22 protein-coding genes are annotated in these 23719 nt (G+C 33.4%); 15 read left to right on the forward strand and 7 right to left on the reverse strand.

Annotation, left to right across the window (positions count from 1 at the left end; all coding sequences use genetic code 11):
- The first annotated feature begins 48 nt into the window (after nt 1-48).
- Complete coding sequence (gene pssA / locus A9G45_RS10580) at nt 49-1404, forward strand: CDP-diacylglycerol--serine O-phosphatidyltransferase (RefSeq protein ID WP_065567248.1); 1356 nt, start codon at nt 49-51, stop codon at nt 1402-1404.
- A gap of 367 nt (nt 1405-1771) precedes the next feature.
- Here pssA and guaB read toward each other — a convergent pair whose 3' ends face one another.
- Both guaB and ubiG read right to left on the reverse strand, forming a co-directional pair.
- Nucleotides 1772-3238 (reverse strand): IMP dehydrogenase, encoded by a 1467-nt coding sequence (guaB, locus tag A9G45_RS10585; protein WP_065572406.1) that lies wholly within the window; start codon nt 3236-3238, stop codon nt 1772-1774.
- A gap of 175 nt (nt 3239-3413) precedes the next feature.
- Nucleotides 3414-4112 carry a bifunctional 2-polyprenyl-6-hydroxyphenol methylase/3-demethylubiquinol 3-O-methyltransferase UbiG gene (gene ubiG / locus A9G45_RS10590; protein ID WP_065567246.1) on the reverse strand — a complete coding sequence of 233 codons (699 nt, stop codon included), beginning with the start codon at nt 4110-4112 and terminating at the stop codon, nt 3414-3416.
- A gap of 308 nt (nt 4113-4420) precedes the next feature.
- Here ubiG and A9G45_RS10595 point away from each other — a divergent pair, with 308 nt between their 5' ends.
- From A9G45_RS10595 to A9G45_RS10640, 10 genes are all read left to right on the forward strand, one after another.
- Entirely contained in the window at nt 4421-5782 is a 1362-nt protein-coding gene (locus A9G45_RS10595) for a sodium-dependent transporter (RefSeq protein ID WP_218057109.1), read from the forward strand.
- 314 nt (nt 5783-6096) lie between these two features.
- A complete protein-coding gene (htpG, locus tag A9G45_RS10600; RefSeq protein WP_065567245.1) occupies nt 6097-7971 on the forward strand; it encodes a molecular chaperone HtpG in 1875 nt (624 codons plus the stop codon).
- A gap of 177 nt (nt 7972-8148) precedes the next feature.
- Nucleotides 8149-9000 (forward strand): BglG family transcription antiterminator LicT, encoded by an 852-nt coding sequence (gene licT / locus A9G45_RS10605; protein WP_065567244.1) that lies wholly within the window; start codon nt 8149-8151, stop codon nt 8998-9000.
- A 182-nt stretch (nt 9001-9182) separates the two neighbouring features.
- Nucleotides 9183-11081, forward strand: coding sequence for a beta-glucoside-specific PTS transporter subunit IIABC (locus A9G45_RS10610; protein ID WP_065567243.1), 1899 nt, complete (start codon nt 9183-9185; stop codon nt 11079-11081).
- A 2-nt stretch (nt 11082-11083) separates the two neighbouring features.
- Entirely contained in the window at nt 11084-12478 is a 1395-nt protein-coding gene (locus A9G45_RS10615; protein WP_065567242.1) for a glycoside hydrolase family 1 protein, read from the forward strand.
- Between the two features lie 278 nt (nt 12479-12756).
- Nucleotides 12757-14085 (forward strand): OprD family outer membrane porin, encoded by a 1329-nt coding sequence (locus A9G45_RS10620; RefSeq protein ID WP_065567241.1) that lies wholly within the window; start codon nt 12757-12759, stop codon nt 14083-14085.
- A 12-nt stretch (nt 14086-14097) separates the two neighbouring features.
- Nucleotides 14098-14865: a histidine phosphatase family protein gene (locus A9G45_RS10625; RefSeq protein WP_081295803.1), complete on the forward strand. Its 768-nt coding sequence runs from the start codon at nt 14098-14100 to the stop codon at nt 14863-14865.
- Nucleotides 14866-15061: 196 nt separating this feature from the next.
- Nucleotides 15062-15601, forward strand: a complete 540-nt coding sequence (locus A9G45_RS10630) for a methylated-DNA--[protein]-cysteine S-methyltransferase (RefSeq protein WP_065567240.1) — start codon at nt 15062-15064, stop codon at nt 15599-15601.
- A 278-nt stretch (nt 15602-15879) separates the two neighbouring features.
- A complete protein-coding gene (locus tag A9G45_RS10635) occupies nt 15880-17001 on the forward strand; it encodes a hypothetical protein (RefSeq protein ID WP_065567239.1) in 1122 nt (373 codons plus the stop codon).
- Nucleotides 17002-17042: 41 nt separating this feature from the next.
- The gene (locus A9G45_RS10640; protein ID WP_065567238.1) at nt 17043-17495 is read left to right on the forward strand and encodes a hypothetical protein; all 453 of its coding nucleotides are present in this window, start codon (nt 17043-17045) and stop codon (nt 17493-17495) included.
- Between the two features lie 162 nt (nt 17496-17657).
- Here the strand turns inward: A9G45_RS10640 and A9G45_RS10645 are convergent, their stop codons facing one another.
- The 5 genes from A9G45_RS10645 to A9G45_RS14165 all read right to left on the reverse strand — a co-directional run bounded on the left by A9G45_RS10645 (nt 17658) and on the right by A9G45_RS14165 (nt 20763).
- Complete coding sequence (locus A9G45_RS10645) at nt 17658-18035, reverse strand: hypothetical protein (RefSeq protein ID WP_065567237.1); 378 nt, start codon at nt 18033-18035, stop codon at nt 17658-17660.
- A 711-nt stretch (nt 18036-18746) separates the two neighbouring features.
- Nucleotides 18747-19100 carry a hypothetical protein gene (locus A9G45_RS10650; protein ID WP_065567236.1) on the reverse strand — a complete coding sequence of 118 codons (354 nt, stop codon included), beginning with the start codon at nt 19098-19100 and terminating at the stop codon, nt 18747-18749.
- Nucleotides 19101-19240: 140 nt separating this feature from the next.
- Nucleotides 19241-19909, reverse strand: coding sequence for an SMI1/KNR4 family protein (locus A9G45_RS10655; RefSeq protein ID WP_065572407.1), 669 nt, complete (start codon nt 19907-19909; stop codon nt 19241-19243).
- Between the two features lie 129 nt (nt 19910-20038).
- Nucleotides 20039-20428, reverse strand: coding sequence for a DUF1161 domain-containing protein (locus A9G45_RS10660; RefSeq protein WP_065568029.1), 390 nt, complete (start codon nt 20426-20428; stop codon nt 20039-20041).
- Between the two features lie 245 nt (nt 20429-20673).
- Nucleotides 20674-20763 carry an integrase core domain-containing protein gene (locus A9G45_RS14165; protein WP_141673669.1) on the reverse strand — a complete coding sequence of 30 codons (90 nt, stop codon included), beginning with the start codon at nt 20761-20763 and terminating at the stop codon, nt 20674-20676.
- A gap of 373 nt (nt 20764-21136) precedes the next feature.
- Between A9G45_RS14165 and A9G45_RS10665 the strand changes: the two genes are divergently transcribed.
- The 4 genes from A9G45_RS10665 (at nt 21137) to A9G45_RS10680 (ending at nt 23559) form a co-directional block, all read left to right on the forward strand.
- Nucleotides 21137-21442, forward strand: a complete 306-nt coding sequence (locus tag A9G45_RS10665) for a hypothetical protein (RefSeq protein ID WP_065568028.1) — start codon at nt 21137-21139, stop codon at nt 21440-21442.
- 96 nt (nt 21443-21538) lie between these two features.
- On the forward strand, nt 21539-21853 hold the full coding sequence (locus tag A9G45_RS10670; RefSeq protein WP_065568027.1) for a hypothetical protein: 315 nt from the start codon (nt 21539-21541) through the stop codon (nt 21851-21853).
- Between the two features lie 154 nt (nt 21854-22007).
- Entirely contained in the window at nt 22008-22313 is a 306-nt protein-coding gene (locus tag A9G45_RS10675) for a hypothetical protein (RefSeq protein ID WP_065568026.1), read from the forward strand.
- A gap of 490 nt (nt 22314-22803) precedes the next feature.
- The gene (locus tag A9G45_RS10680; RefSeq protein ID WP_141673670.1) at nt 22804-23559 is read left to right on the forward strand and encodes a hypothetical protein; all 756 of its coding nucleotides are present in this window, start codon (nt 22804-22806) and stop codon (nt 23557-23559) included.
- Nucleotides 23560-23719: the final 160 nt, after the last annotated feature.

Here is a 23719-nt window from a genome sequence, read left to right on the forward strand (position 1 = left end):
ACTATCATTAGCCTAAAGTAATTTACCAGTTATAATGATAAATAAATCATGCGAATACCATTTATAAAATATAATCACCAAAAGCATCTTGATGAATTAGCAAAAATTCAACAAAATGCCAAGCAATATGAGATACTCAATAGTGCAAAAGCGTATCGACTAGCGTTAATTGACAAGATAAAAAACGCTCAGCAACGTATTTATATTGTCGCACTTTATCTAGAACAAGACGAGGCTGGTCAAGAAATTCTTGATGAGCTTTATCAAGTTAAACGGCAACGTCCAAATTTAGATATCAAAATATTTGTTGACTGGCATCGAGCACAGCGAGGAAGAATTGGTGAAGATAAAGCGCATACTAACGCCAATTATTATTATCAATTAAAACAAAAGAATCCAGAAATTGACATCCCAATTTATGGTGTGCCAGTTAATCGTCGTGAGGTGCTTGGTGTATTACACCTTAAGGGTTTTATTATAGATGATACGGTTATTTACAGCGGTGCAAGCATTAATAATGTCTATTTACACAAACGCGATAAATACCGTTACGACCGCTACCACTTTATTACTAATCCAGTATTAGCTGATAGTATGGTACAATTTATTCATGAGCATTTTTTACCATATCAAGCATTGCAATTGCTTAATTTGGGCACGTATAAAACCCGCAAACAGATCAAATCTGAAATCAAAGCCCTGCGCCAACATTTAATGGATGCAAACTACCAATACAGCGCCAATACTGACAATGAAACTTTATCGGTTGCACCAATAATGGGGCTTGGGCGCAATAATGCTTTAAATAAAGTTATTCATCACTTAATAAACGTTACCGAACAAAAAGTGATCTTTTGCACGCCTTACTTTAATTTACCAAGTATTTTAGTCCGCGATATTATCCGTTTGTTACGTAAAGGACGACAAGTGGAACTGATTATTGGTGACAAAGAAGCCAACGATTTTTATATTCCACCAGATAAGCCTTTTAACATATCAGGTGGACTACCCTATTTATACGAAATCAACTTAAGAAGCTTTATCGAGCGCCTGCAACTCTTTATTGACAAAGAACAACTGATTATCCGCTTATGGAAGGATGAACAACAAAGCTACCACCTTAAAGGTATCTGGGTAGACGATAAATGGGTGCTTATAACAGGCAACAATCTAAATCCGCGAGCGTGGCGGCTAGATCTTGAAAATGGCATATTAATACATGATCCAAAACAAGAATTGAGTGACAAATTCACCCAAGAACTAAACGCTATACGCCAAAAAACCACCTTGGTCACTCATTTTCAACAAATACAGGCAAGCCAATTTTATCCTAGCCAAGTGCATAAATTAATAAAGCGACTCAGCCGTATAAAAGTGGATAGAATTATTAAACGATTACTATGAAGTTATTGATATTTTAGATAACTAAAATAAGCACTGCCTAGCCAAATACCCTTGTTTGCTGGGGCAGTGCTATGCTTTATCAGGAACAACTCATTAAAATTAAATAAAAAGGTGGAATAACCCAAATCATGTTTTGCAGCCTTATGTTAGGGTTGAGAGAGAATTCAGAACTGAATCTCCCAATTCAGGCGTGATGGCATCAATTATTCTGGGCACCAAAAGAATAAAACATTCCCCCCAATACTCCCCCTAAAATAACTTTTGACGTTATAAAAACAGTACGTTTTCTATAAAAATGATTCAGAAAAGTCATTGATTTTATTGAAGTTTTTTATTTACAAAAAAAGGAGGTTCCCCCCCCCCTTTTTTACGCGCCCGCTCTATAGTTAGGTGGCTCTTTGGTGATAAGTACATCATGCACATGGCTTTCTTTCATGCCTGCGCCAGTAATTCGATAGAATTTAGACTGAGTTCTTAATGCATCAATCGTTGCGCAACCAGTTAGCCCCATACAAGATCTTAATCCTCCCATTTGTTGATGGACGATTTCTTTTAATTGTCCTTTGTAGGCAATGCGCCCTTCTATTCCCTCTGGTACCAGTTTATCTGCAGCATTGTCGGTTTGAAAATAGCGATCAGACGATCCTTTTGCCATTGCGCCAAGCGATCCCATGCCACGATATGATTTATAGGCCCGGCCTTGAAATAATTCGATTTCGCCTGGTGCTTCTTCTGTGCCTGCAAACATTGAACCGACCATAACGCAAGATGCTCCTGCGGCAATAGCTTTGGCTATGTCGCCTGAATAACGAATTCCACCATCAGCGATAACAGGAATATTATGTTTTTGTGCGACTTCAACTGCATCCATAATCGCACTAATTTGTGGCACACCAACACCTGTTACAATGCGTGTTGTACAAATAGATCCTGGTCCAATCCCCACCTTAACAGCGCTAACTCCAGCTTCAATTAAGGCTTTGGCACCTTGAGCGGTGGCAACATTACCGCCAATAATTTGTAAATTAGGATAATTCTTTCTAGTCTGATAAATACGGTCAAGTACACCTTGCGAATGGCCATGTGAAGAGTCAATTAGCAACACATCAACGCCAGCCTCAACTAATGCGGCGATGCGCTCTTCATTACCTGGCGCAGCCCCAACAGCAGCTCCCACACGCAGGCGCCCTTTTTCATCTTTACAGGCATTGGGTTTTTGCTCGGCTTTGTTGTAGTCTTTAACGGTAATCATACCTTTTAGGTGGAAGCGTGAATCAACAACAAGCACTTTTTCGATACGGTGCTCATGCATTTTTTGAAGTACGATTTCACGTTGCTCACCTTCTTTGACGGTAACTAAGCGATCTTTAGGCGTCATAACGGCAGTAACAGGTAAAGATAAATCGGTGGCAAATCGTACATCTCGTGCAGTAATAATTCCAACCAGTTCTTGGGTTTCAGTCACAACAGGAAATCCAGCAAAACCATACTCTTTAGCTAGATCAATAACTTGCTTTATGGTTGCAGTAGGTAAAACAGATACAGGATCTTGAACTATACCACTTTCGTGTTTCTTTACTCGCCTTACATGATTGGCTTGATTTTCAATTGACATATTTTTGTGAATAAAACCAATCCCCCCCTCTTGTGCTAACGCAATGGCTAGATCTGATTCGGTTACTGTATCCATTGCTGCTGATAGCATTGGAATATTAAGTTTTATGGTTTGGGTTAGTTGCGTACTAATATCAGCTGTGTTCGGTAATACCGTTGAATGGGCGGGAACTAATAGCACGTCGTCAAACGTGAGTGCTTCTTTAACTATACGAGACATGACAATATTCACCATTGGTTGGATTGTTGATAAAATATTGCCAAAGCATTTTACTTACTTTTACTTAAAAAAACCAGTGATATTTATATTAGATACGATTTATTAAGATAATATAAAATTATATGCATATTATATAGACAATTTGTTTTAACCTACACATTGCTCTTTTATTTTCCTAACGGTTTGCCATTAAGATGTAGTTGACATCAATATTAGGTCCTAATTTAAATTGGTTTCTCAATAGGTGGTACTCCATGCCTATCACATCACCAACAGTGAGACCTGCTTGCTCAACAAGCGACATTAATTCTGAGGGACGAATAAAGCGATTAAAATCATGTGTACCTTTAGGTACTAGCCGAGCAATATATTCTGCTCCATAAATTAATAGCAATTTTGCCTTATGATTGCGGTTAATCGTCGATAAAAATAATTTACCCCCTGGTTTAAGCAATTTTGCACAAGCATCAATAATTGAAAATGGATCGGGGACGTGTTCTAACAGCTCCATACACGTTACAATATCATATTGCATAGGATTTTGCTCTGCATGCTCTTCTACGGTCTGTTTTTCATAGGCAATAGATAAACCATTTTGCGCAGCATGCAGTTTTGCCACAGCGAGTGACTCATCAGCAAGATCAATGGCTGTCACATTAGCACCAAGCTTCGCTAAGCTTTCAGATAAAATACCACCACCACACCCCACATCTAATACCGTTTTTTGATCTAATAATCCACAATGTTGTTGTATATAATTAACACGTAATGGGTTGATAATATGCAAAGGTTTACATTTGCCATCAAGATCCCACCACTGAGCAGCTAATTGTGCAAATTTATTTATTTCATTAAAATCAACATTTTGTGACATAATAACTTTTCCTATAAAGCACAGCCTAAATTCATAATCATACATTTTAAGGCATCACTACTATCAATAAAAGGGCAAAATATAAATTTATCCTGCTGTTAATATTTAGTTATTAGCTTGTCACAAATTGAATTCAAGTTACTATAAAATTTAATAGTCAAATTGTTATTTATATTAATAGTTTTAATGATTTCTTGTTTCCATGCTTATTTCATGGCATGATTTAACATCTTATCTCTAATAAAAACGTTTTTAAGCATTAGCTTATACTAGGATTAACCAATTAAGAATAAAGGAAAAAAATATTCATGAGTACGGGTACTATGAAGGAAAATCACTCACAATGGAGCTCGCGCATGGGATTTATGCTTGCTGCGGCTGGTTCTGCTGTTGGGTTGGGTAACATTTGGAAATTTCCATATATGGCAGGTGAAATGGGGGGCTCAGCATTTGTGCTCACTTATTTGCTTTTTATGTTTGTTATTGGCTTGCCGATTTTAGTTTTAGAATGGTTAATTGGGCGTCGTGGGCAAAAAAATCCTATTCATACCATGGAAGATGTTGCTGTTTCTGAAAATCGTTCTAAATCATGGCGTTGGGTTGGTATTATTGGCGTAGTAGGATCATTTTTAATCCTATCATTTTATAGTGTTATTGGTGGTTGGGCGACCGATTACATTATTTTAGCTGGTCAAGGGATTTTTGAAGGCGCTAATGGCAAAGTTACAGAACAAATTTTTAGTAACTTCCTTGGCAATGTGAGCCATTTATTAACTTGGCACACTGTATTTATGGCTGCTACCGCATTTATTGTAGCACTGGGCGTTGGTGCTGGTTTAGAACGAGCGTGTAAAATTATGATGCCAGGACTAGGTATCTTGTTGTTAGTATTAGTTGGATACGCAGCGTATGTCAGTGGTCCATCTTTTGGTGAAGCATTTAGATTTTTATTCACGCCAGACTTTTCGGCTATTAATGGCACTGCTATGCTAGCCGCTCTTGGGCATGCATTTTTTAGCTTATCTTTAGGTATGGGCATTATGATGGCTTATGGCTCGTACTTAGGAAAAGATGTTAACCTACTATCTACCGCCCGCACAGTGGTAATTTTAGATGTTATTGTCGCAATGCTATCAGGTATGGCTATATTTCCACTAGTTTTTGCAAATGGTTTACAAGCAGGTGAAGGCCCTGGGCTTATTTTTGTTACCCTACCAATTGCATTTGGAAATATGGCTGGTGGCACTATATTAGGGGTATTTTTCTTTATCTTCCTAACTTTTGCAGCACTAACTTCTTCTATTTCATTACTTGAACCAACGGTTGAATTATTAGAAGAAAAAACACCATTAGGTAGAAAGTCAGCAACGATTTTAAGTAGCCTAGTTATCTGGGCATTAGGTATTGCTTGTATTTTGTCATTTAATGAATGGGCCGAAGTAAAACTATTTGGTAAAAATATTTTTGATTTACTTGATTACCTAACAAGTAAAATCATGTTGCCAGTTACTGGATTAGGTACGGTTGTATTTGGTGCTTGGATGATGAATCAAAAACGCATTCGTGAAGAGTTAAATTTAAACGATTTTTGGTTTAACATTTGGACAATACTAACTCGTTATGTTGTGCCAGTAGCTGTTATCATAATTTTGGTTTATGGATTCGTCTAAAAAGCCATTATAACTCCAGTTAAAAGCCTTGATATATTCAAGGCTTTTTTCTTTTCATTAAAAATGTTTTTAACAAAATTGTTTAACAAAAAACAACCAACTAATGAATAAATTTGACATTTTCTATTGAAATTCATTTTTTTATTCCCATATAGCAATACATCAATAAATCAAACCATTATGTTAATTTATTCAATTAATACTAACTAGCGATGAACTAATAAGCTAGCGAAATGAAAAAGTTAGTTGATAACAAAGTCATTTTCGCCATTAGCATTAATTGAAATGACTAAATATGATAGAGGAACTAGTCAATGAGTAAGCAAGGTACTGAAACTCGTGGATTTCAATCTGAAGTTAAACAAATTCTACATTTAATGATTCACTCTTTATATTCAAATAAAGAGATTTTTTTAAGAGAACTCATTTCAAACGCGTCTGATGCAGCCGATAAATTACGTTTTAAAGCACTTGAAAACCCAAATCTATATGCCGGTGATGGTGAACTGGGTGTGCGAATTTCTACTAATAAAGAAGCTGGCACATTAACCATTGCTGATAATGGCATTGGCATGACCCGCGATGAAGTGATTGAAAATTTAGGGACTATTGCTAAATCAGGTACTAAAGCATTTTTGGAATCAATTGGTAGCGATCAAGCAAAAGATAGCCAACTCATTGGTCAATTTGGTGTTGGATTTTATTCAGCCTTTATTGTTGCTGATAAAGTTACAGTGAGAACGCGCGCAGCCACAGCCAAAGCTGACGAAGCGGTTATGTGGGAATCTGCCGGTGAAGGTGAATATACCATCTCTGATGATAATAAAGAAACTCGTGGTACCGAAATCACATTACACTTAAAAGAAGACGAAAAAGAGTTTTTAGATGACTGGCGTTTACGTTCAATCATTAGTAAATATTCTGACCACATTTCACTACCTGTTGAAGTGCAAACTACTGATGAAGAAAGCAAAGAAGTAAAATGGGAAAAAGTCAATAAAGCTCAAGCACTTTGGACTCGTAGCAAATCTGAGGTGACCGATGACGAATATAAAGAGTTTTATAAACATTTATCGCACGATTTTGCCGATCCAATAAGCTGGAGTCATAATCGCGTTGAAGGTAAGCAAGAGTATACCAGCTTACTTTATATTCCTGCGAAAGCGCCTTGGGATTTGTGGAATCGTGATAATAAACACGGCTTAAAACTTTATGTACAACGTGTATTTATTATGGATGATGCCGAACAATTTATGCCTAATTATTTACGTTTTGTAAAAGGTTTAATTGATTCAAACGATCTTCCATTAAATGTATCGCGTGAAATTTTGCAAGATAACAAAATCACACAAAACTTGCGTAATGCTTGTACTAAGCGTGTGTTACAAATGCTTGAAAAACTGGCTAAAGACGACAAAGAACAATATCAACAATTTTGGAGTGAATTTGGCTTAGTATTAAAAGAAGGTGCTGGTGAAGACTTTGCAAATCGTGACGCAATCGCTAAATTACTTCGCTTTGCTTCAACGCATACCGATAGCGATGCGCAAACGGTGTCACTAGAAGATTACATCAGCCGAATGCAAGATGGGCAAGAGAAGATCTATTATATTACTGCAGACAGTTATGGTGCAGCAAAAAATAGCCCTCATCTTGAGTTATTCCACAAAAAAGGTATTGAAGTGTTATTATTATCTGATCGCATTGACGAATGGATGATGAGTAAGCTAATGGAATTTGATGGTAAACAATTCCAATCTATCAGTAAATCTGACGAGTCAATCGAAAAGTTAGCCGATCAAGATACTGAAGAGCAAAAACAAGTTGAAAAAGAACTTGAGCCATTTATCGAACGAGTTAAAACCATGTTAGGCAATAAAGTGAAAGAAGTCAAATTAACTCATCGTTTAACCGATACACCAGCAATTGTTACTACATCTGACGATGAAATGACTACACAAATGGTTAAATTGTTGGCGGCTGCAGGTCAAAAAGCGCCAGAAATTAAATATACATTTGAAATCAATCCAGATCATAAATTAGTTAAACGTATTGCCGATACGCAAGATGAAAGCGCATTTAATGACTGGGTTGAATTATTGCTTGATCAGGCTTTACTTGCGGAAAAAGGTTCGTTAAGTGATCCAAGTAAGTTTATTCAAACCATGAATAAATTATTGGCGCAATAATCAGATAATATTACCTATATCAGCCTCGATAAGTTAGCGCTATCGAGGCTTCTTTATTCGTAAGTATCATAATATTTATTTAAATATTATGATACTTGTCACATTTTTTTGTTTTTCTTCTTTCGATTTTTTTATGACGATTCATAATAAACCAACATAAGGAATTGATCATATCTAATGAAAGTTTATAAAATATTAAATAACAATGTTATTGTTACACTTGATGATAAAGGCAGTGAATTAATTGTCACTGGGCGTGGAATTGGGTTTAAAAAGCGTGAAGGCGATTTAATCGATCCTAGTCAGATAGAAAAGCAGTTTTCACTAGATAATAAAGTCATATTGCCAAAATTTAAAGAACTGCTTTCAGAAATCCCTTTTGAAGTATTAACGACATCTGAAGTTATCATTAATCATGCAAAAAAATGTATAGATGGCAAATTGCAAGATAGCATTTATATTTCGTTAACAGATCATATCCATTTTGCCATTGAGCGCCATAAACAAGGATTTAATATACCCAACGGTTTTTTATGGGAGATCAAAAAATTTTACCCTAAAGAGTTTCAAATTGGTTTATATGCCTTATCAGTTATAAAAAAGCGGTTATCAATTGAGTTACCCGAAGACGAAGCGGGCTTTATTACTTTTCATATCATCAATGCACAATTAAATGGTACCATGCCCAATATTGTTAACATGACAAAAATCATGCGTGAAATTCTTAATATCGTAAAATATCATTTTAAATTTGAATATGATGAAGATTGTTTGTCCTATCAGCGCTTTGTTACCCATTTAAAATTTTTTGCTCATCGTATCTTAAGTCAAAGCAAACAAACACAACAAGATAGCTCCTTGTATGAATTAATTCGGCAAAAGTATGAGCTAGCCTATCTTTGTACTAAACAGATCGATTTACATTTAATACAACAATACCGGCATCCTTTGACTGACGATGAAAGTTTATATTTAACCATACATATTGAACGATTGCGCATGGAACTTAAAAACAATAATGTGACATGAGTCACATTTTAATCATTATATTTCAAATCACTATGTTCATCCTGCCTAAATTATGTTAGCTTAAGTCAATCATTTTTGGATTGTTATTGCATAGTATAAAATGAATTGCTATGTGAGCAAAACCTGAGTACCTTAACTTAAAAAGGGACTTAGGTTTTTTTTTGCATAAAAAAGGATAAGGTATGAAAAACAAACAACTTGCCGAGTCAATTATTGAACTTGTAGGCGGTAAGGAAAACATTATCAGCCTAGTGCACTGTGCAACTAGGCTTAGATTTGCATTAAAAGATGAATCAAAAGCAGACGCAGAAGCAATAAAAAAACAAGTTGGTGTGATTACTGTTGTACAAAGTGGTGGGCAATTTCAGGTTGTTATCGGCAATAATGTTGCTGATGTATTTAGTGATATTATGGCGCTGACAAACCTTAGTGAAAAACCAGCAACGGAGGAACCAACAGGCGCTAAAAAAGGCGTAATGTCAAAACTGATTGATTTAGTGTCAGGCATTTTTATTCCTGCCTTAGTGGTACTTGTCGCTGGGGGGATTTTCAAAGGAATAATTTCGATGTTACAAATGATGGAAGTTGTTACAACTAACACGCCAACTTACAACTTCTTAAATGCAATTGCCGATGCACCTTTTTATTATTTACCAATAATTCTCGGTTTTTCAGCCGTTAAAAAATTTGGCGGTAATCCTTATGTCGGTATGGCATTAGGTGGAGCGTTAGTTCATCCTAGTGTTGTTGGTATGTTAGGTAATGCTTTTGAATTAAAAACCGAGTTTTTCAGCATTCCTATTGAATTAATTCCTTATCCTTCATCGGTTTTTCCGGTAATTTTAGCGGCGTGGTTCTATTCATTATTAGAACGTAACTTTAACAAGATCATGCATGATTCGTTCAAAAAATTTATTTCACCACTATTTGGTTTGATAATTACCGTACCATTAACTTTTGCCATCATTGGTCCAGTAGTGTCATTTTTGAGTAATATTGTTGCTAGCGGTATCCTCTATGTTTATGAACTTAACTCCGTCATTGCTTCCATGATTTTAGCAGGGCTTTGGCAGGTAATGGTTGTTTTTGGCATCCATTGGGGACTAGTGCCATTTTCGATGAACAATATCTCGCTGAAGCAAGAAGATTTTATGATCCCAATCTTATTCCCTGCGGTATTTGCTCAAGTCGGTGCTGTATTGGCGGTTATGTTACGTAGTAAAGATCAACAAGTTAAAGCGTTAGCTAGTTCTTCTGTATTATCAGGGATTTTCGGGGTAACAGAGCCGGCAATTTATGGGGTTAACTTACCACTAAAACGTCCATTTATTATCGGCTGTGTCTCCGCTATGATCGGTGGTGGTATTGTTGGTTATTTTCATTCAGTTATCTACTCATTCAGTTTTATTAGTATCTTTTCCTTCTTACAATTGATCCCACCAACCGGAATTGGTGCACAATTTTATGCAGTTCTGTTTGGTTCGATTATCTCATTTGTTATCGCCGCAGTCGTCACTTATCTATTTGGTATGCCTAAAGATAAAAAAGCAGACGATGCAGAGCTAGCACAAAACAATGAGGCAGCTAGCCAAGCTAATGAAGTTAAACAAGCCGATACCGTCACTGTTTCAAGCCCATTGACCGGTAAACTGATTGACTTAAAAGAAGTAAATGACCCTACTTTTGCTAGTGAGTTAATGGGCAAAGGTATTGCAATCATTCCAACAGTCGGTCAAGCCGTAGCGCCTGACGATGGCGAAGTCGTTTCACTTTTTAGAACTAAACACGCCATTGGTTTTCAAACAAATTCTGGAGCCGAAATATTAATCCATATCGGTATTGATACCGTAAAATTAGATGGACAACATTTCCAAGCACACATTGAAGCGGGTAGTAAAGTAAAAAAAGGTGATTTATTAGTGAGCTTTGATATAGAAGCCATCAAACAAGCTGGTTTTGAAGTTACCACACCAATTATTATTACTAACAGTGATAGTTATCAAGATATACAACGTATTTTTAAACAAGAAAATATACAAAGTGGAGAGGCTTTATTAGCGTTATCCCAAAATAAGGAGTAAAAATGTCAACACAATTTCCTAATGATTTTCTTTGGGGAGGTGCCATTGCCGCCAATCAGGTTGAAGGCGCTTATCGTGAAAAAGGTAAAGGCTTATCAACATCAGATTGCACACCCAATGGTTTGTTTGGTGATATTATCAATCGCAATGAAACCAAGATTTCCAGCATAAAAGATAACGCCATTGATTTTTATCACCGTTATCCTGAGGATATCGCGCTATTTGCAGAAATGGGATTTACATGTTTACGCACATCGATTGCTTGGACTCGAATTTTTCCTAATGGCGATGAACAACACCCCAATGAAGATGGCTTAGCCTTTTATGACAAGTTATTTGATGAAATGGCAAAACACAATATTACGCCATTAGTCACTTTATCTCATTATGAAATGCCGTACTATCTTGTCACTCAATATGGAGGATGGGGTAATCGTAAAGTGATTGAGTTTTTTACTCGCTACGCTAAAACTGTTTTTGAACGCTATAAAGATAAGGTCAAACATTGGTTAACCTTTAATGAAATTAATATGTCACTACATGAACCATTCACAGGTGTAGGCTTGGATAGAAATAGCACCAAACAGCAAATCTATCAAGCGATTCATCATCAATTGGTTGCAAGTAGCCGAGCAGTAAAATTATGTCATCAAATCATTCCTGACGCCAAAATTGGCAATATGTTATTAGGTGCCGTTGCTTATCCGCTTACGCCAAAACCAGAAGATGTGTGGGCTACTCTCCAAGAAAATCATGGCTGGCTATTCTTTGGCGATGTGCAAGTGCGTGGCTATTACCCAACTTATATGAATCGCTTTTTTAAAGAAAACAACATCCACCTTGATATTACCGAACAAGATAAAGAAGATCTGCAAGAAACGGTTGATTTTGTTTCATTTAGTTATTACATGAGTTGCTGTGCAACTTCAGATGAATCACAAAAAACTAAAGGTAACATTTTAGACATGGTTCCTAATCCTTACCTTAAAGCATCAGAATGGGGATGGCAAATCGATCCTGTTGGAATTCGTTACTTGCTTAATTTACTTTATGAACGTTATCAAAAACCATTATTTATTGTCGAAAATGGTTTAGGTGCTAAAGATAAATTAGAAGCTGATGGTACTATCAATGACGATTATCGAATAAATTATATGAATGATCATTTAGTACAAATTCGAGAAGCCATTAATGATGGTGTTGAAGTGATGGGATACACCAGCTGGGGGCCAATAGATCTTATCAGTGCATCAAAAGCGGAAGTGACTAAACGTTATGGGTTTATCTATGTAGATTTAAACCAAGATGGCTCTGGAACACTAAATCGCTATAAAAAGAAAAGCTTCTATTGGTATCAATCAGTAATTGCATCGAAAGGTGAAAATTTAAAAAAATAAGTTAATTTAAAGAGGGGGGATTGTCCATATCAATTCCCTACTTATCCCAATAACAATATCGCAATATGTAGCTAGACAAACAATTAGCCTAATAGAAGAATAAAAATATATTATTAATCATAATTACTATAAAACAACATTAATAAAAAATTGAACTTTAACATGTTGGATTGTCACTGCTTTTTTTAGCAGGCAAAATCTAAATATTAATTAGAGCATTGTTCTCCGATTTAGCATTTAGTTTTTTTTAAATATAAAAATAAGTTAGGAAAATAACAATGAAAATAAAATATCTAATAATGATGTTAATAGGGATATCAAGTTGTTCCACATTTGCAAATGAAACCATCAATAACTCAATCTTAGATAATGCATTTTTTAAAGATTCTAAATTTGATTTTTCAACTCGTAATCACTGGAAGTATTTAAAAGAAAATGCAGCCCAACCCAAAGAAGTTCATAGTGCTTGGGGGCAAGCATTTACTTTTGATTATAAATCAGGCTATTTACTTGATACAATTGGTTTTGATGTAACATATAGCAATATAATTAAGTTAGGTGCGAGCGATTATTTTGCGACCCGGAATTTATTGTATAATGATGGTAAAAGCTATAACAAACACCATGCCCACGGCTTTAATAAATTTACCCAACGTTATGCAAAAGTTAAGCTGGGCAATGACGCCGTTAATTTCAATGGTAAAGCAGGTTGGCATAGTCTGAAAGATTTAGGTGTAATTAGCTCAACTCAGCATCTGACTCGGAATAGTTATCTTGGTTATAGTGGTATTTTTAAATATGATAATATTTACTTTTCATTAGCTTATATAAATAGCACCCTACCACGAGAATCCTCTAAAAAATTACATTTTTTAACGAATGACCGTAAAAAAGTCATTAATAATATTTCCACAGCAGAAATTGCTTACAAAGATAAAAATATCACTTTAGATTATTCTTATGGCGTTGCCAAAGATTACCTAAGACGCCATGCAATTGAATTATCCTATAAGCCAATACAAAAACTTATTTTAGGCGGACAATTCTATGGTAGCTATGCACTTGATAATTATAATGCGATGAAACAAAACAAAAAAGAGTTTGAAGATCACGCTTGGCATTATGCAACTGATGTTGAATGGAAAGAGCAAGATTGGAGTGTCAAAGTTGGATTGGCTTATACCGATGCCAATAAACACAATGCTTTAGGCCATTATAATCGACATTTAGGCAAAAATACGCGGGCGCGTTTTAATGGTCTTGCGGCTGCAGGCGCAGATTATATGCGAGACGGAGAGCTCGTACTAACCACCGTAATGAGCTACGATTTTGTTAAAGATAATAGTACAGGTTTATATATGAATTATGGACAATTTAACTATAAACACAATACATTAAAAAATGGCGAAATAAACATTTTTGATATATGGAAACCAACCAGTGGCATGTTTAAAAACCTTTCTATTTTATCTAAAGTGGGATATGGATGGTCTTATAAAACAGTGAGCGCATCAGATATTACGCCAAAACTTAGACATGGGAAATACCAGCGCTCACCTACACTTTCGGCAGAAACCGTTATTGATTACCGATTTAACTTATTATAAATGAGGAAAAAAATGAAAAAATTTATTATATCAATCACTACAGTAATAATTTCGATATTAAGTGTATCACAAGCTTTTGCTGATGACGTTTATCTTTATGTCACACGTCATGGCAAAACCATGTTCAATAATGTGCACCGTGTTCAAGGTTGGTCTGATACGCCACTAACAAAACCTGGGGTTGAAGTTGCCGAACAGCTAGGGCGAGGTCTAAAAAATGTCAAATTTATAAGCGCCTATTCAAGCGATTTAGGACGAGCACGCCAAACCGCCCGTATTGTTTTAGAATCTAAAGGCGATACAACAATTAATATTAATGAAATGGAAGGATTACGCGAAACCTGTTTTGGCGATTTTGAAGGTGATCTCGATCCTAATATGTGGAACCCTGCAGCCAAACATTTAGGTTATGCCTCAGATAAAGATCTTATGGCAGATATGGCAAAAGGCAACATCAAACTTAACAAGATGCTTGATGCTATCGCTGTTGTCGAAAAGTCTGGCGAAGCTGAAAATTATAATAAAGTCAAAACACGTATGCAAGAAGCATTAAAAACGATTGCTGAATCAGCCAAAGCGCAAGGTGGTGGTAACGTGCTAGTGGTATCACATGGGCTAGCAATCATGACAATGGTTGAAGAATGGTTAGATAAACCGATTACTGAAGGTTTAGGTAATGCTAGTGTTACTAAAATTCGCTATACAGATGATGGAAAATTTATTGTCGAAAGTTTAGGTGATATGAGCTACGTCGAAAAAGGTAAAAATCAGACTAACTAACTTTATCCTAAGCAACTTCAGTTTAAATAACATCAGCCAAAAACTTTAGGCTAAATAGCTTTACAATATATGGCTCACTAATGAGCCATATTTTTCATTGCCATTTATTCGCAATATTATTAAATAAATTTGTAGTATTTATCACCATAAACAAGCATAATTTGCCATTATTTTATCAGGCATTAAGGAGGCTAATATGTTTTATGTATGCCAATATTCATCACCAATGGGGCATATTACCCTAGCCAGCCAGCAAGATAAACTTGTTGGAGCATGGATTGAAGGACAAAAATATTTTGGTGATATGATAACTGCACAAAAAGAAGAAAAGCCTAATTTACCCATTTTTAATTCTACCCAAAAATGGCTTGATGATTATTTTTTAGGGAAAAGACCGAATCTAAATAGACTAGAACTTGCACCCAAGGGTACACCTTTTCGCCATTTAGTATGGGAAATTCTATGCAAAATTCCCTATGGTGAGGTTGTTACTTACGGCGACATTGCAAAACAGATAGCGTTACAAAACCACCAAGCAAGCATGTCAAGCCAAGCTGTGGGCGGTGCTGTTGGTCATAACCCCATATCAATCATTATTCCCTGCCATCGAGTTATCGGTGCAAATGGCAACTTAACAGGATATGCAGGCGGGATCGATAAAAAAATAGCCCTACTTAAATACGAAGGTATAGATACCTCTCAATTTCATCTTCCAACTAAAAGTACCGCCATTTAGAGAATAAAAATTGCACTAACTTAATATTCATTGTTTTTTTAAAACACTTATTTTGATACTGAGATATGACACTAACTGAAGTTTCTTGATATGAAATAAATTTTTCGATGCACTCTTTTTAAAAGATTAAGTTCATTTGATATTAAAAAAATGATTTAATTAGTTTATACTCAAACTCGTAAACATGACTAATTAAAACGATTGAATAATGATCGCAGCTATAAGAATTAATTATTTAACCCACTCAAATTTAAAATAATACCTACGGATAGGGAATAATGAAAATTAAAAATATACCACTTGTTTTACTTTTAATACTCTCTTCTCCTGTATTAGGTTCAACCTATGTTTACAAAGGCCATATTGCCAATAAAGAAATAACGTTATATTCAGACAGCAATTTTATCAATGCTTTTTGGGTTGATAAAGATGATCATAAACAAATACAACACCCATTATCCTCTGATTGTAAGTTTATTAGCTCATGCGATAATGTAAGCAAGCAAACTGATTTAACGCTTTATGATGATACCGATATTTATATCGATAACAATACTAACCAAATAAAGTTTAAAGACTCAATCAGTTATTTTAAATTTAATCATATATGGGCAGAACAGAACAAGGCGCCAAAAATTTTTGGCCAGAATTTGATGGGTTATTGGTTTGATGGCAAGAAAAACCAACAATATACGGTAACTTTACAAAAGCAATTTGAAATAAGTAATAAAAAAGAGGATGAATTTAATCATTTAGAATTATTACAATCTGATTCATCAGATAAAGCCTACTTTACTGCGGTATTATCGAAAAAAAAACAAGAAAAAATTAGACTGGTTGGTATTAATGTTTATGCCAAAAATAACCACCAATTACTACAAAAAATAAGAAATTTAAATTATAGCTACAATTACTTTAATAGTATTGAGTTAAAAGATATCAATTTTGATGGCCAACTTGATTTAGCCATTAAAAAATATCCTTCACAGTCTAGATTAGGAGATAACGAAGATTACTATATTAATGTCAATGGTAAATTTGTTGCAACAAACTTATGGGGCAGTAATATCTATTTTAACTCAAAAGATAGCACAGCTACGGGCCAAAAAGATTGTTACGATTATAATGAAAAACAACAAAAGATTTTGACAACAATACAAAGCATCTACCATTATAAAAAACACCAATATATCCATATAAAAAACAGCTGTCTGTTAAAAAATATTGATACCAACCAAGACAGGCAATGCAATGACAATGAATATAATAATTGTTTGCTAAAAAGAAATAATATTCATTTTGATAATCCCCACTACATTGATGAGGATAATATACTCTATAAAAATATGGTATGGTATAAAGGTAAAATAATTGATGGCTATGTATATGATGATGATTAATTTAAATGGCTACAACTTAGTGTAAGATATATATTATAAAGATGAAAACATTACATATTGATCTTATTGATATCATTAATAATGGCGGTTTTTTAAAAAGCTTACCTTGTTTAAAAAGAGAGGCTTTTCTTCATCATTGCCAAATAGAAACAATGAAATCAGCAATTTTATACACGGCTAAAATAGGGATTTTTGATATCGAAATAGGCATATCCAAAAAAGGGGATAATAACTACGAACTACTTAACTTATCAGAGGATAAACAAGCCTTGAGTGATATAGCTATTGATGATAAAAATGGAATAATGAAAACCAATTTTAATGATTTGTTATCCTCTAATATCATTCAATCATTACCAAAGTATACAGTAAACCATATAGATGATATAGGACAAATCGAAATACTGTTCTACAGTGGAAGCACGCTAATTTATCAAAATGCTAATTTACCGCCAGTATTGATATCAAACTCGTTAACGGTGGATATTTTTTAAATTTAAAATTCGTTAACCAACCATTAACATATTATCTAATCTATTGATTTTAAATTCTGTTAATAAACTTTGGGTTATTACGCTGACCAAAGTTCGCAATGACGAATAAGATGAAGCAAGCAAAATGGATCAGCCAAACTCACTGGCATAGTTATTTAAATATTACAGTTCTATTGGATGTAATATCACTTTATCAGGCGTAGTAAAAAATGAGACATAAGCGCCAACTTCACATGTGTCAGATGTTTCTATAAAAACAATATCATTTGCAACTGACAAAACTAAAACCCCTTTATCTTCACAAGATATTACTTTTGCATTAAACACGATGTTGTTATCAATCAAATTGATGTAAGCTTCATGTTTTTTGCCAAGTGTTATATTTCTACCCCATTGAAAAAAATCGTTAATATCTAATTCAACATGATAAGCCACGTTTAATAATGGTTTATTTCCCCCCCAAATAGCAACGCCATAACCTAAGTCAGATTCGAACTCAACTAAACGCTTGTCTATTCTATTTTTTAAAGTAATTTTCATTTTGGCAATACGATTTTAATCTCTCTGTTATCAACATCTATTACACTAGTAAATTGCATAAATTAATATTTCTTCATGATAAAGATGTCATACTATCTAAGCCCTTATAAGACATTTAGGTATTATAAATGATTCGCCATTCTTCGGTTATGCTTCTTGCTTGATTTAGATTATTAACATCAAATTTGATGTAATCAATTAGTTTCGCACTCAAACGGTATAGAATCCTGAATATTTTTTATAAAAATATAAATCCCAAAAGAAATAAATAAAATCTTTAACGTAAAATTGATGAGTAAATGGAAAAAAGATTTAGGTATAGCTAATTTACATAATGGATAAAATGATATTGTTAACCTTGGTAGTAAACGTATCGGGTATACAAAATCAACAAAATATGGCAATTATCAAAAATGACTCTTGTATGATCCTTATATAATTAGCATCTAGATTTTCAATGCGTTAAAAAAAATCCTATTTGGACTTTTTTTAATATGGATATAATCTGGTGTTCTGTCATTTTTTCACAACTAAATCCGCTATTATTTCTACCATTGCTATTATTTCTACCATTAAAGATATTCTACTTTTAGCTGTACCATTTTAGGCAAGCATTACGTAAACTTGCGTATTAATATTTATCTGAATAGAGACTTAATTCCCAACATTTACCTAATTTAGGTTTGATATTTTCACTATATTTAGTGGCAATTAATCCTCCTCAATGCATTTATCACTAATAATCAATAACACACTGAATTGATTAAACTGCTTTTTTAATGTGTTATATTTATCTAGCTTATCAACATTTTTTCCATTGATAAAAGAAGCTTCAATCAGTGTATTGAACTGTTTATATTCTTCATTCAACCACTCATTGGATAGTGAAATATAATTATCTTTAATAGTCAATTTATCCGCATAAGTTCCAGAGTAAGAAAAGTACACGCCAAAATAAAAACTATCATGTTCACAGCAAGTTATATCTAATTGACTATGCAAAAATTCACTTATTTCTTCTTTAGATTTATCACTACCGTATGTTACAAAGTATGATTTTTTCATTTATTACTCATCATATATCTTAGAAAGCCGTGTTAAAAAAACACACAAGCTCAACTAACTTTGTTAAGAGGGATATGTGCTATTTCTAAGTGATTAATTCGCCATTTTAGGCAAGATCAAGCTAATAAATTTAACAATTATCACAAAAGAGCTTCTTCTTTAAATTTAGCAAGCACTTCACGCCCTTTTTCAGAAATCGCTAGTTTTTTAAGATAAATAGCAATCATGTTTTTTGGTAAACCAAAAAAAACTTTAGGATATACCAACCAAAAACCTAATGTTTCATCAGGAAAAGGAATATTAGGATTATTATATTCATCTTCATCAGGATCATAATCATCCTCAACTTCACTTTTAATAATCATTGATAAAAAGGCATCAAACGAATTTGCAACAAACTTCAGATTAGTATTTTGTTCTAGATAACCGCCTTTTACAGACATATCAAAATAGAGATCATTCACTTCATGATCCCAATAATAAACTTCGCCATTTGGGCTTAAGCAAAGCAAATCGCCGTAATTAAGTGTTGCTACGGCAAAATAATCCTCAGGTATCCTATTTAAATAGCCATCGTTGGTAGCCAATAAATCTTCTCTATCTTCCTTTGAAAAACCCAAAATGACCTCTAAGGGCAATGACTCGCCCTCACAATCAATACAGTAGTCAATATTGGCTTCATTATCAAAAACAACAACATTATATTTTTTCAAAAAATCAATATAAGTATTGCTTGAAGATATTTTTAATTTTAACGCTGAAATGCGTTTATCTATATTTTTAGGAACACTATATTTTGATTTAAACACTCTAACTCCTGAAATACTGCTTAATATAAAGACTGGCACGCCTACATGTTAAAAGTGATAATATGATTTGTGCCAATAAAATATCATTTAATGCATATTAAAATTAATTTGCACTATTATATTTTGCTATTACTTTACTATGACAGGTATTGTTTGTGTTTTTGGGTTTGGTACTGACGTATCTATTTTTAACTCAGGTAGTTCAGCATTTTGGTCTATTACTTTTGTTTTTTTCGATTTATTATTTACCTTTTTATTTGTAGATTTAGAGGATTTTGTTGATACACCATCTAAACGTACATAAAAGATATTCTTTTGTCCATTATCACAAAATCCAACGAGTTTTCCTTCATGCTGTTGTTGCGATTGATCGGTTGGCACGAGTTTCAATTGAAATTTAGACTGATCAACACCGTTGTTTTTAATTTTTTCAGCAATCTTGCCACTCACTTCATCACAATTTGATGCCAAAGACAACATGGGCAATCCAAGTAAAAATATACCAATTATTTTTTTCATTCCTTTCATTCCTTTCTATGTAGTTTGATTAGTATGGGTATTATAACCTATTAGATAAATAGATAAACTGTATATTTTTATTCAATTATTTTCTAGCAAAGGCCTAGTTGGCCAGAATAAATCTAAAAAATCTTATATTTTATTAATCTTATTTAAAAAGATTTCATCTGCTGGATTTTCCTATGTTGTTTACGCATTGTAAATGTAAATCCCCCCAAACTTAGTACACAACTCATGTAGAAAAATTAAGCTACCTGTTTTAGTGTTTTATACTCAATCGGTGTCATATTATTTAATGCCTCATGCGGTCTTTCGGTGTTATAAATAGTTGCCATTCTTTGGTTATCTTTCTTGCTTGTTCTAGATTATTAAAAAATTGAATTACCCATGCCATATTTACGACAGAGTTCCTTGACAGGAATACCTGCTTCAGCTTCTTTTAAAATAGATACGATTTGATGTTCAGCCTTTTTTTCATAATTGAATCCTCTTTTACTTTTATCATAGAGAATTTTCTACTTTTTGGCTGTACGATTTTAGAGGGTAGTTACAATTGCAAGTTTCTTTTTAAGAATTAATATATATTTATTTGTTCTGTATAATTATTTTAAATTAAATCCCCCTCATTCAGTAAAAAATAAGGTTGGGGTAAGATATACATTGATGTAAAAGAGAATTAATAGCCTTAATAAATAATGGGGAAATCCAATGGCAGAACTAAAAAAATATGAATTAATAAAAACGATGATATATGAGGTAGATACTGATGAAGATTCCATAGAATATCGATTAGAAATATATAGAAGAGAAAACGTATTTAAAGGCATCGTCTATAGAAAGGAACTCTATCGAATGCGAGCTAATTATAAAGGAGGTCTTGCAAAGTGCGATGAATCTATGTTTAGTCCAGATAATAATTTCAGTCTTAATTTAATGAATTATAATGAATCAGAAGAAGATATCATTAATATTTTTTATAATGAATTAGAGAAAAATGTTAGCTCTCTCAATTAATTATAATTACTATATAAATTGATATAGGTTAAAGAAAAGTTGAGTCGTGTTGCTTAGTATCTTGTAATACTCAAATAAACACTGGAAAAAATTAAAATGGCAAAGATAAAAAAATATGAATTAATAAAAACAATCATTTATGAATTAAGTAAAGATGAGCATTACGAAGAATTTAAATTAGAAATTTATAAAGGAGACAAAGATTTTAGAGGTATTGGTTATTGGTTAGACTCATATAGATTGAAACGTCGTGATGATGTTAAAGGATTTGTAAATAGCGATGTATCTTTATTTCTTGAAAATCATAATTTTTATAATGATTTAATTTGTTACAACAAGTCGGAAGAAGATATCATTAATAATTTTTATATTAGGTTAGAGAAAATATTTGGGCCACTCAATTTGTTATAATTATTATTATTCTTAAAATTAATTAAACTAATGTAGCTTATTCAGTACCAGCCTAGCTTTGCTAAGATAGATAACCATAATACCTTTGGACAAGTATCTATATAAATTGATATAAAATAGAATTAAGAGTACTAATAAATAATGGGAAAACTCAATGGCAGAACTAAAACAATATGAATTAATAAAAACAATAATTTACAAAGTTGATACCAAAGATGATTACGCAGAATATAAATTAGAAGTCTATAAAGGAAATAACGGATTTAAAGGAATTATTTATAGAAAGGATTGCTATAGAATGTTAGCTCGTTATGATGGAAATTTTATAGGTATCGATAAAAACCTATTTACTCTAGATAATAATTTTAATCGTTGTTTAATTAATTATGATGAATTGGAAGAAAATATCATTAATCATTTTTATATTGAATTGGAGAAAATTGGAGGCCATCTCAATTAATTGTAATGGCTATTATTTCAAGTTAAATTGAATTCTGTTGGAAAGCGAAATAGGTTTAATTCTCGCCAAAAAATGGGCAAATGTCACCTCTATGATATAACTAACAATCATAAGAGAACACATTATGTGTCAAAAAATTTAGCGCAGAGTTTAAACAATAGGCAGTGGTTTGATATTGCTTTATCCTCTTATCTAATGCGGATTTAGTGATGTCATACTCAGCAATAATATTCGTTTATTTTTTAGCATGTTGATATAGAATCACCATTTGTTTTTTTAATTGGTAAGTAAAACGGCGTTTTTTTCTTCTTGAAATGCGATTTGTCATCGGTGATTTCTTTTGTTTTTTTGTTTATCGTAACAATAACCTGATAAAACGGGTACTAATTAGTATAGCCAGTCCAAATATTTTGATGAGTATCAATCAGATAGATAGTGAAATAAAAAGATGTTATAAAATTAGTGATAAATTAAAAAAGGAACTTCAATGGTGAAAAAGGTAATAGCACCTGAACAGGAAAAATATGATGTTATATATGAAAAAATATTATTCAATAAAATAACGGAGGCATTTTCTTGGCGAGAGCGACCGAAAGCGATGCGGGAATTAGGTCCAATAATGATGCCTGATGATGAAATAGCGCTAAAACAATTTTTGGGTAAGAATTGGCAAGATATTACTCTTGATATATACGTAAACTATGATGATGCTTTATTTTTATTTACTCCATCAGCCTATGCTTATTATTTACCTGGGTTACTTATTACTTCAGTTAAAGCTATGGATATAGCTATAGCTGAAGATGAAGCTATAGTTAGAGCTGAGGCTGAGGCTGAAGCTGAGGCTAAAGCTATAGATATAGCTTTAGGTAGAACTAGAGCTAAAGTAAGAGCTAAAGCAAGAGCTATGGCTAGAGCTGAGTCTTTAGCTAAAGCAAGAGTTATATGGGATAAAAAAGCAAGAATTAAAGATCTTATAGATAAAATCGTATTTTGGATTATGGATTTTGAAAAAATACTGTCTGAGAGCCATCTATTTGAACGCTGGACAACATTAACCATTGAAGAATATTTAGCAGTTAAAGCTTGGTTAATATGGATTACAAGAGAAGATACCTATCAAGATGATGAAGATATCTATCAAAATGATGAAAGTCTATGTCAAAATGATGTAATGAATTCTTTAATTAGCCTAGACAAACTTATTGACCTTGCTAAGCAACGAGAAAAATGGCGCTGTAAATAAATTTATGTATTTGCCTATTTTGAACTAAGCGAATGGGTAAAAAATAGCTAGATACAAAATGGATAAAAAAGCCTAAGAAAAATGGTAGTTGATTAGTTACACATAGGATGAGAGTATTCAAAATTCTGTGTCATTTCGATTAACTAGGTGTAAAAAAGGA

Origin of the sequence: Gilliamella sp. HK2, from assembly GCF_001690265.1 — a bacterium.
GTDB lineage: Bacteria > Pseudomonadota > Gammaproteobacteria > Enterobacterales > Orbaceae > Gilliamella > Gilliamella apicola_C.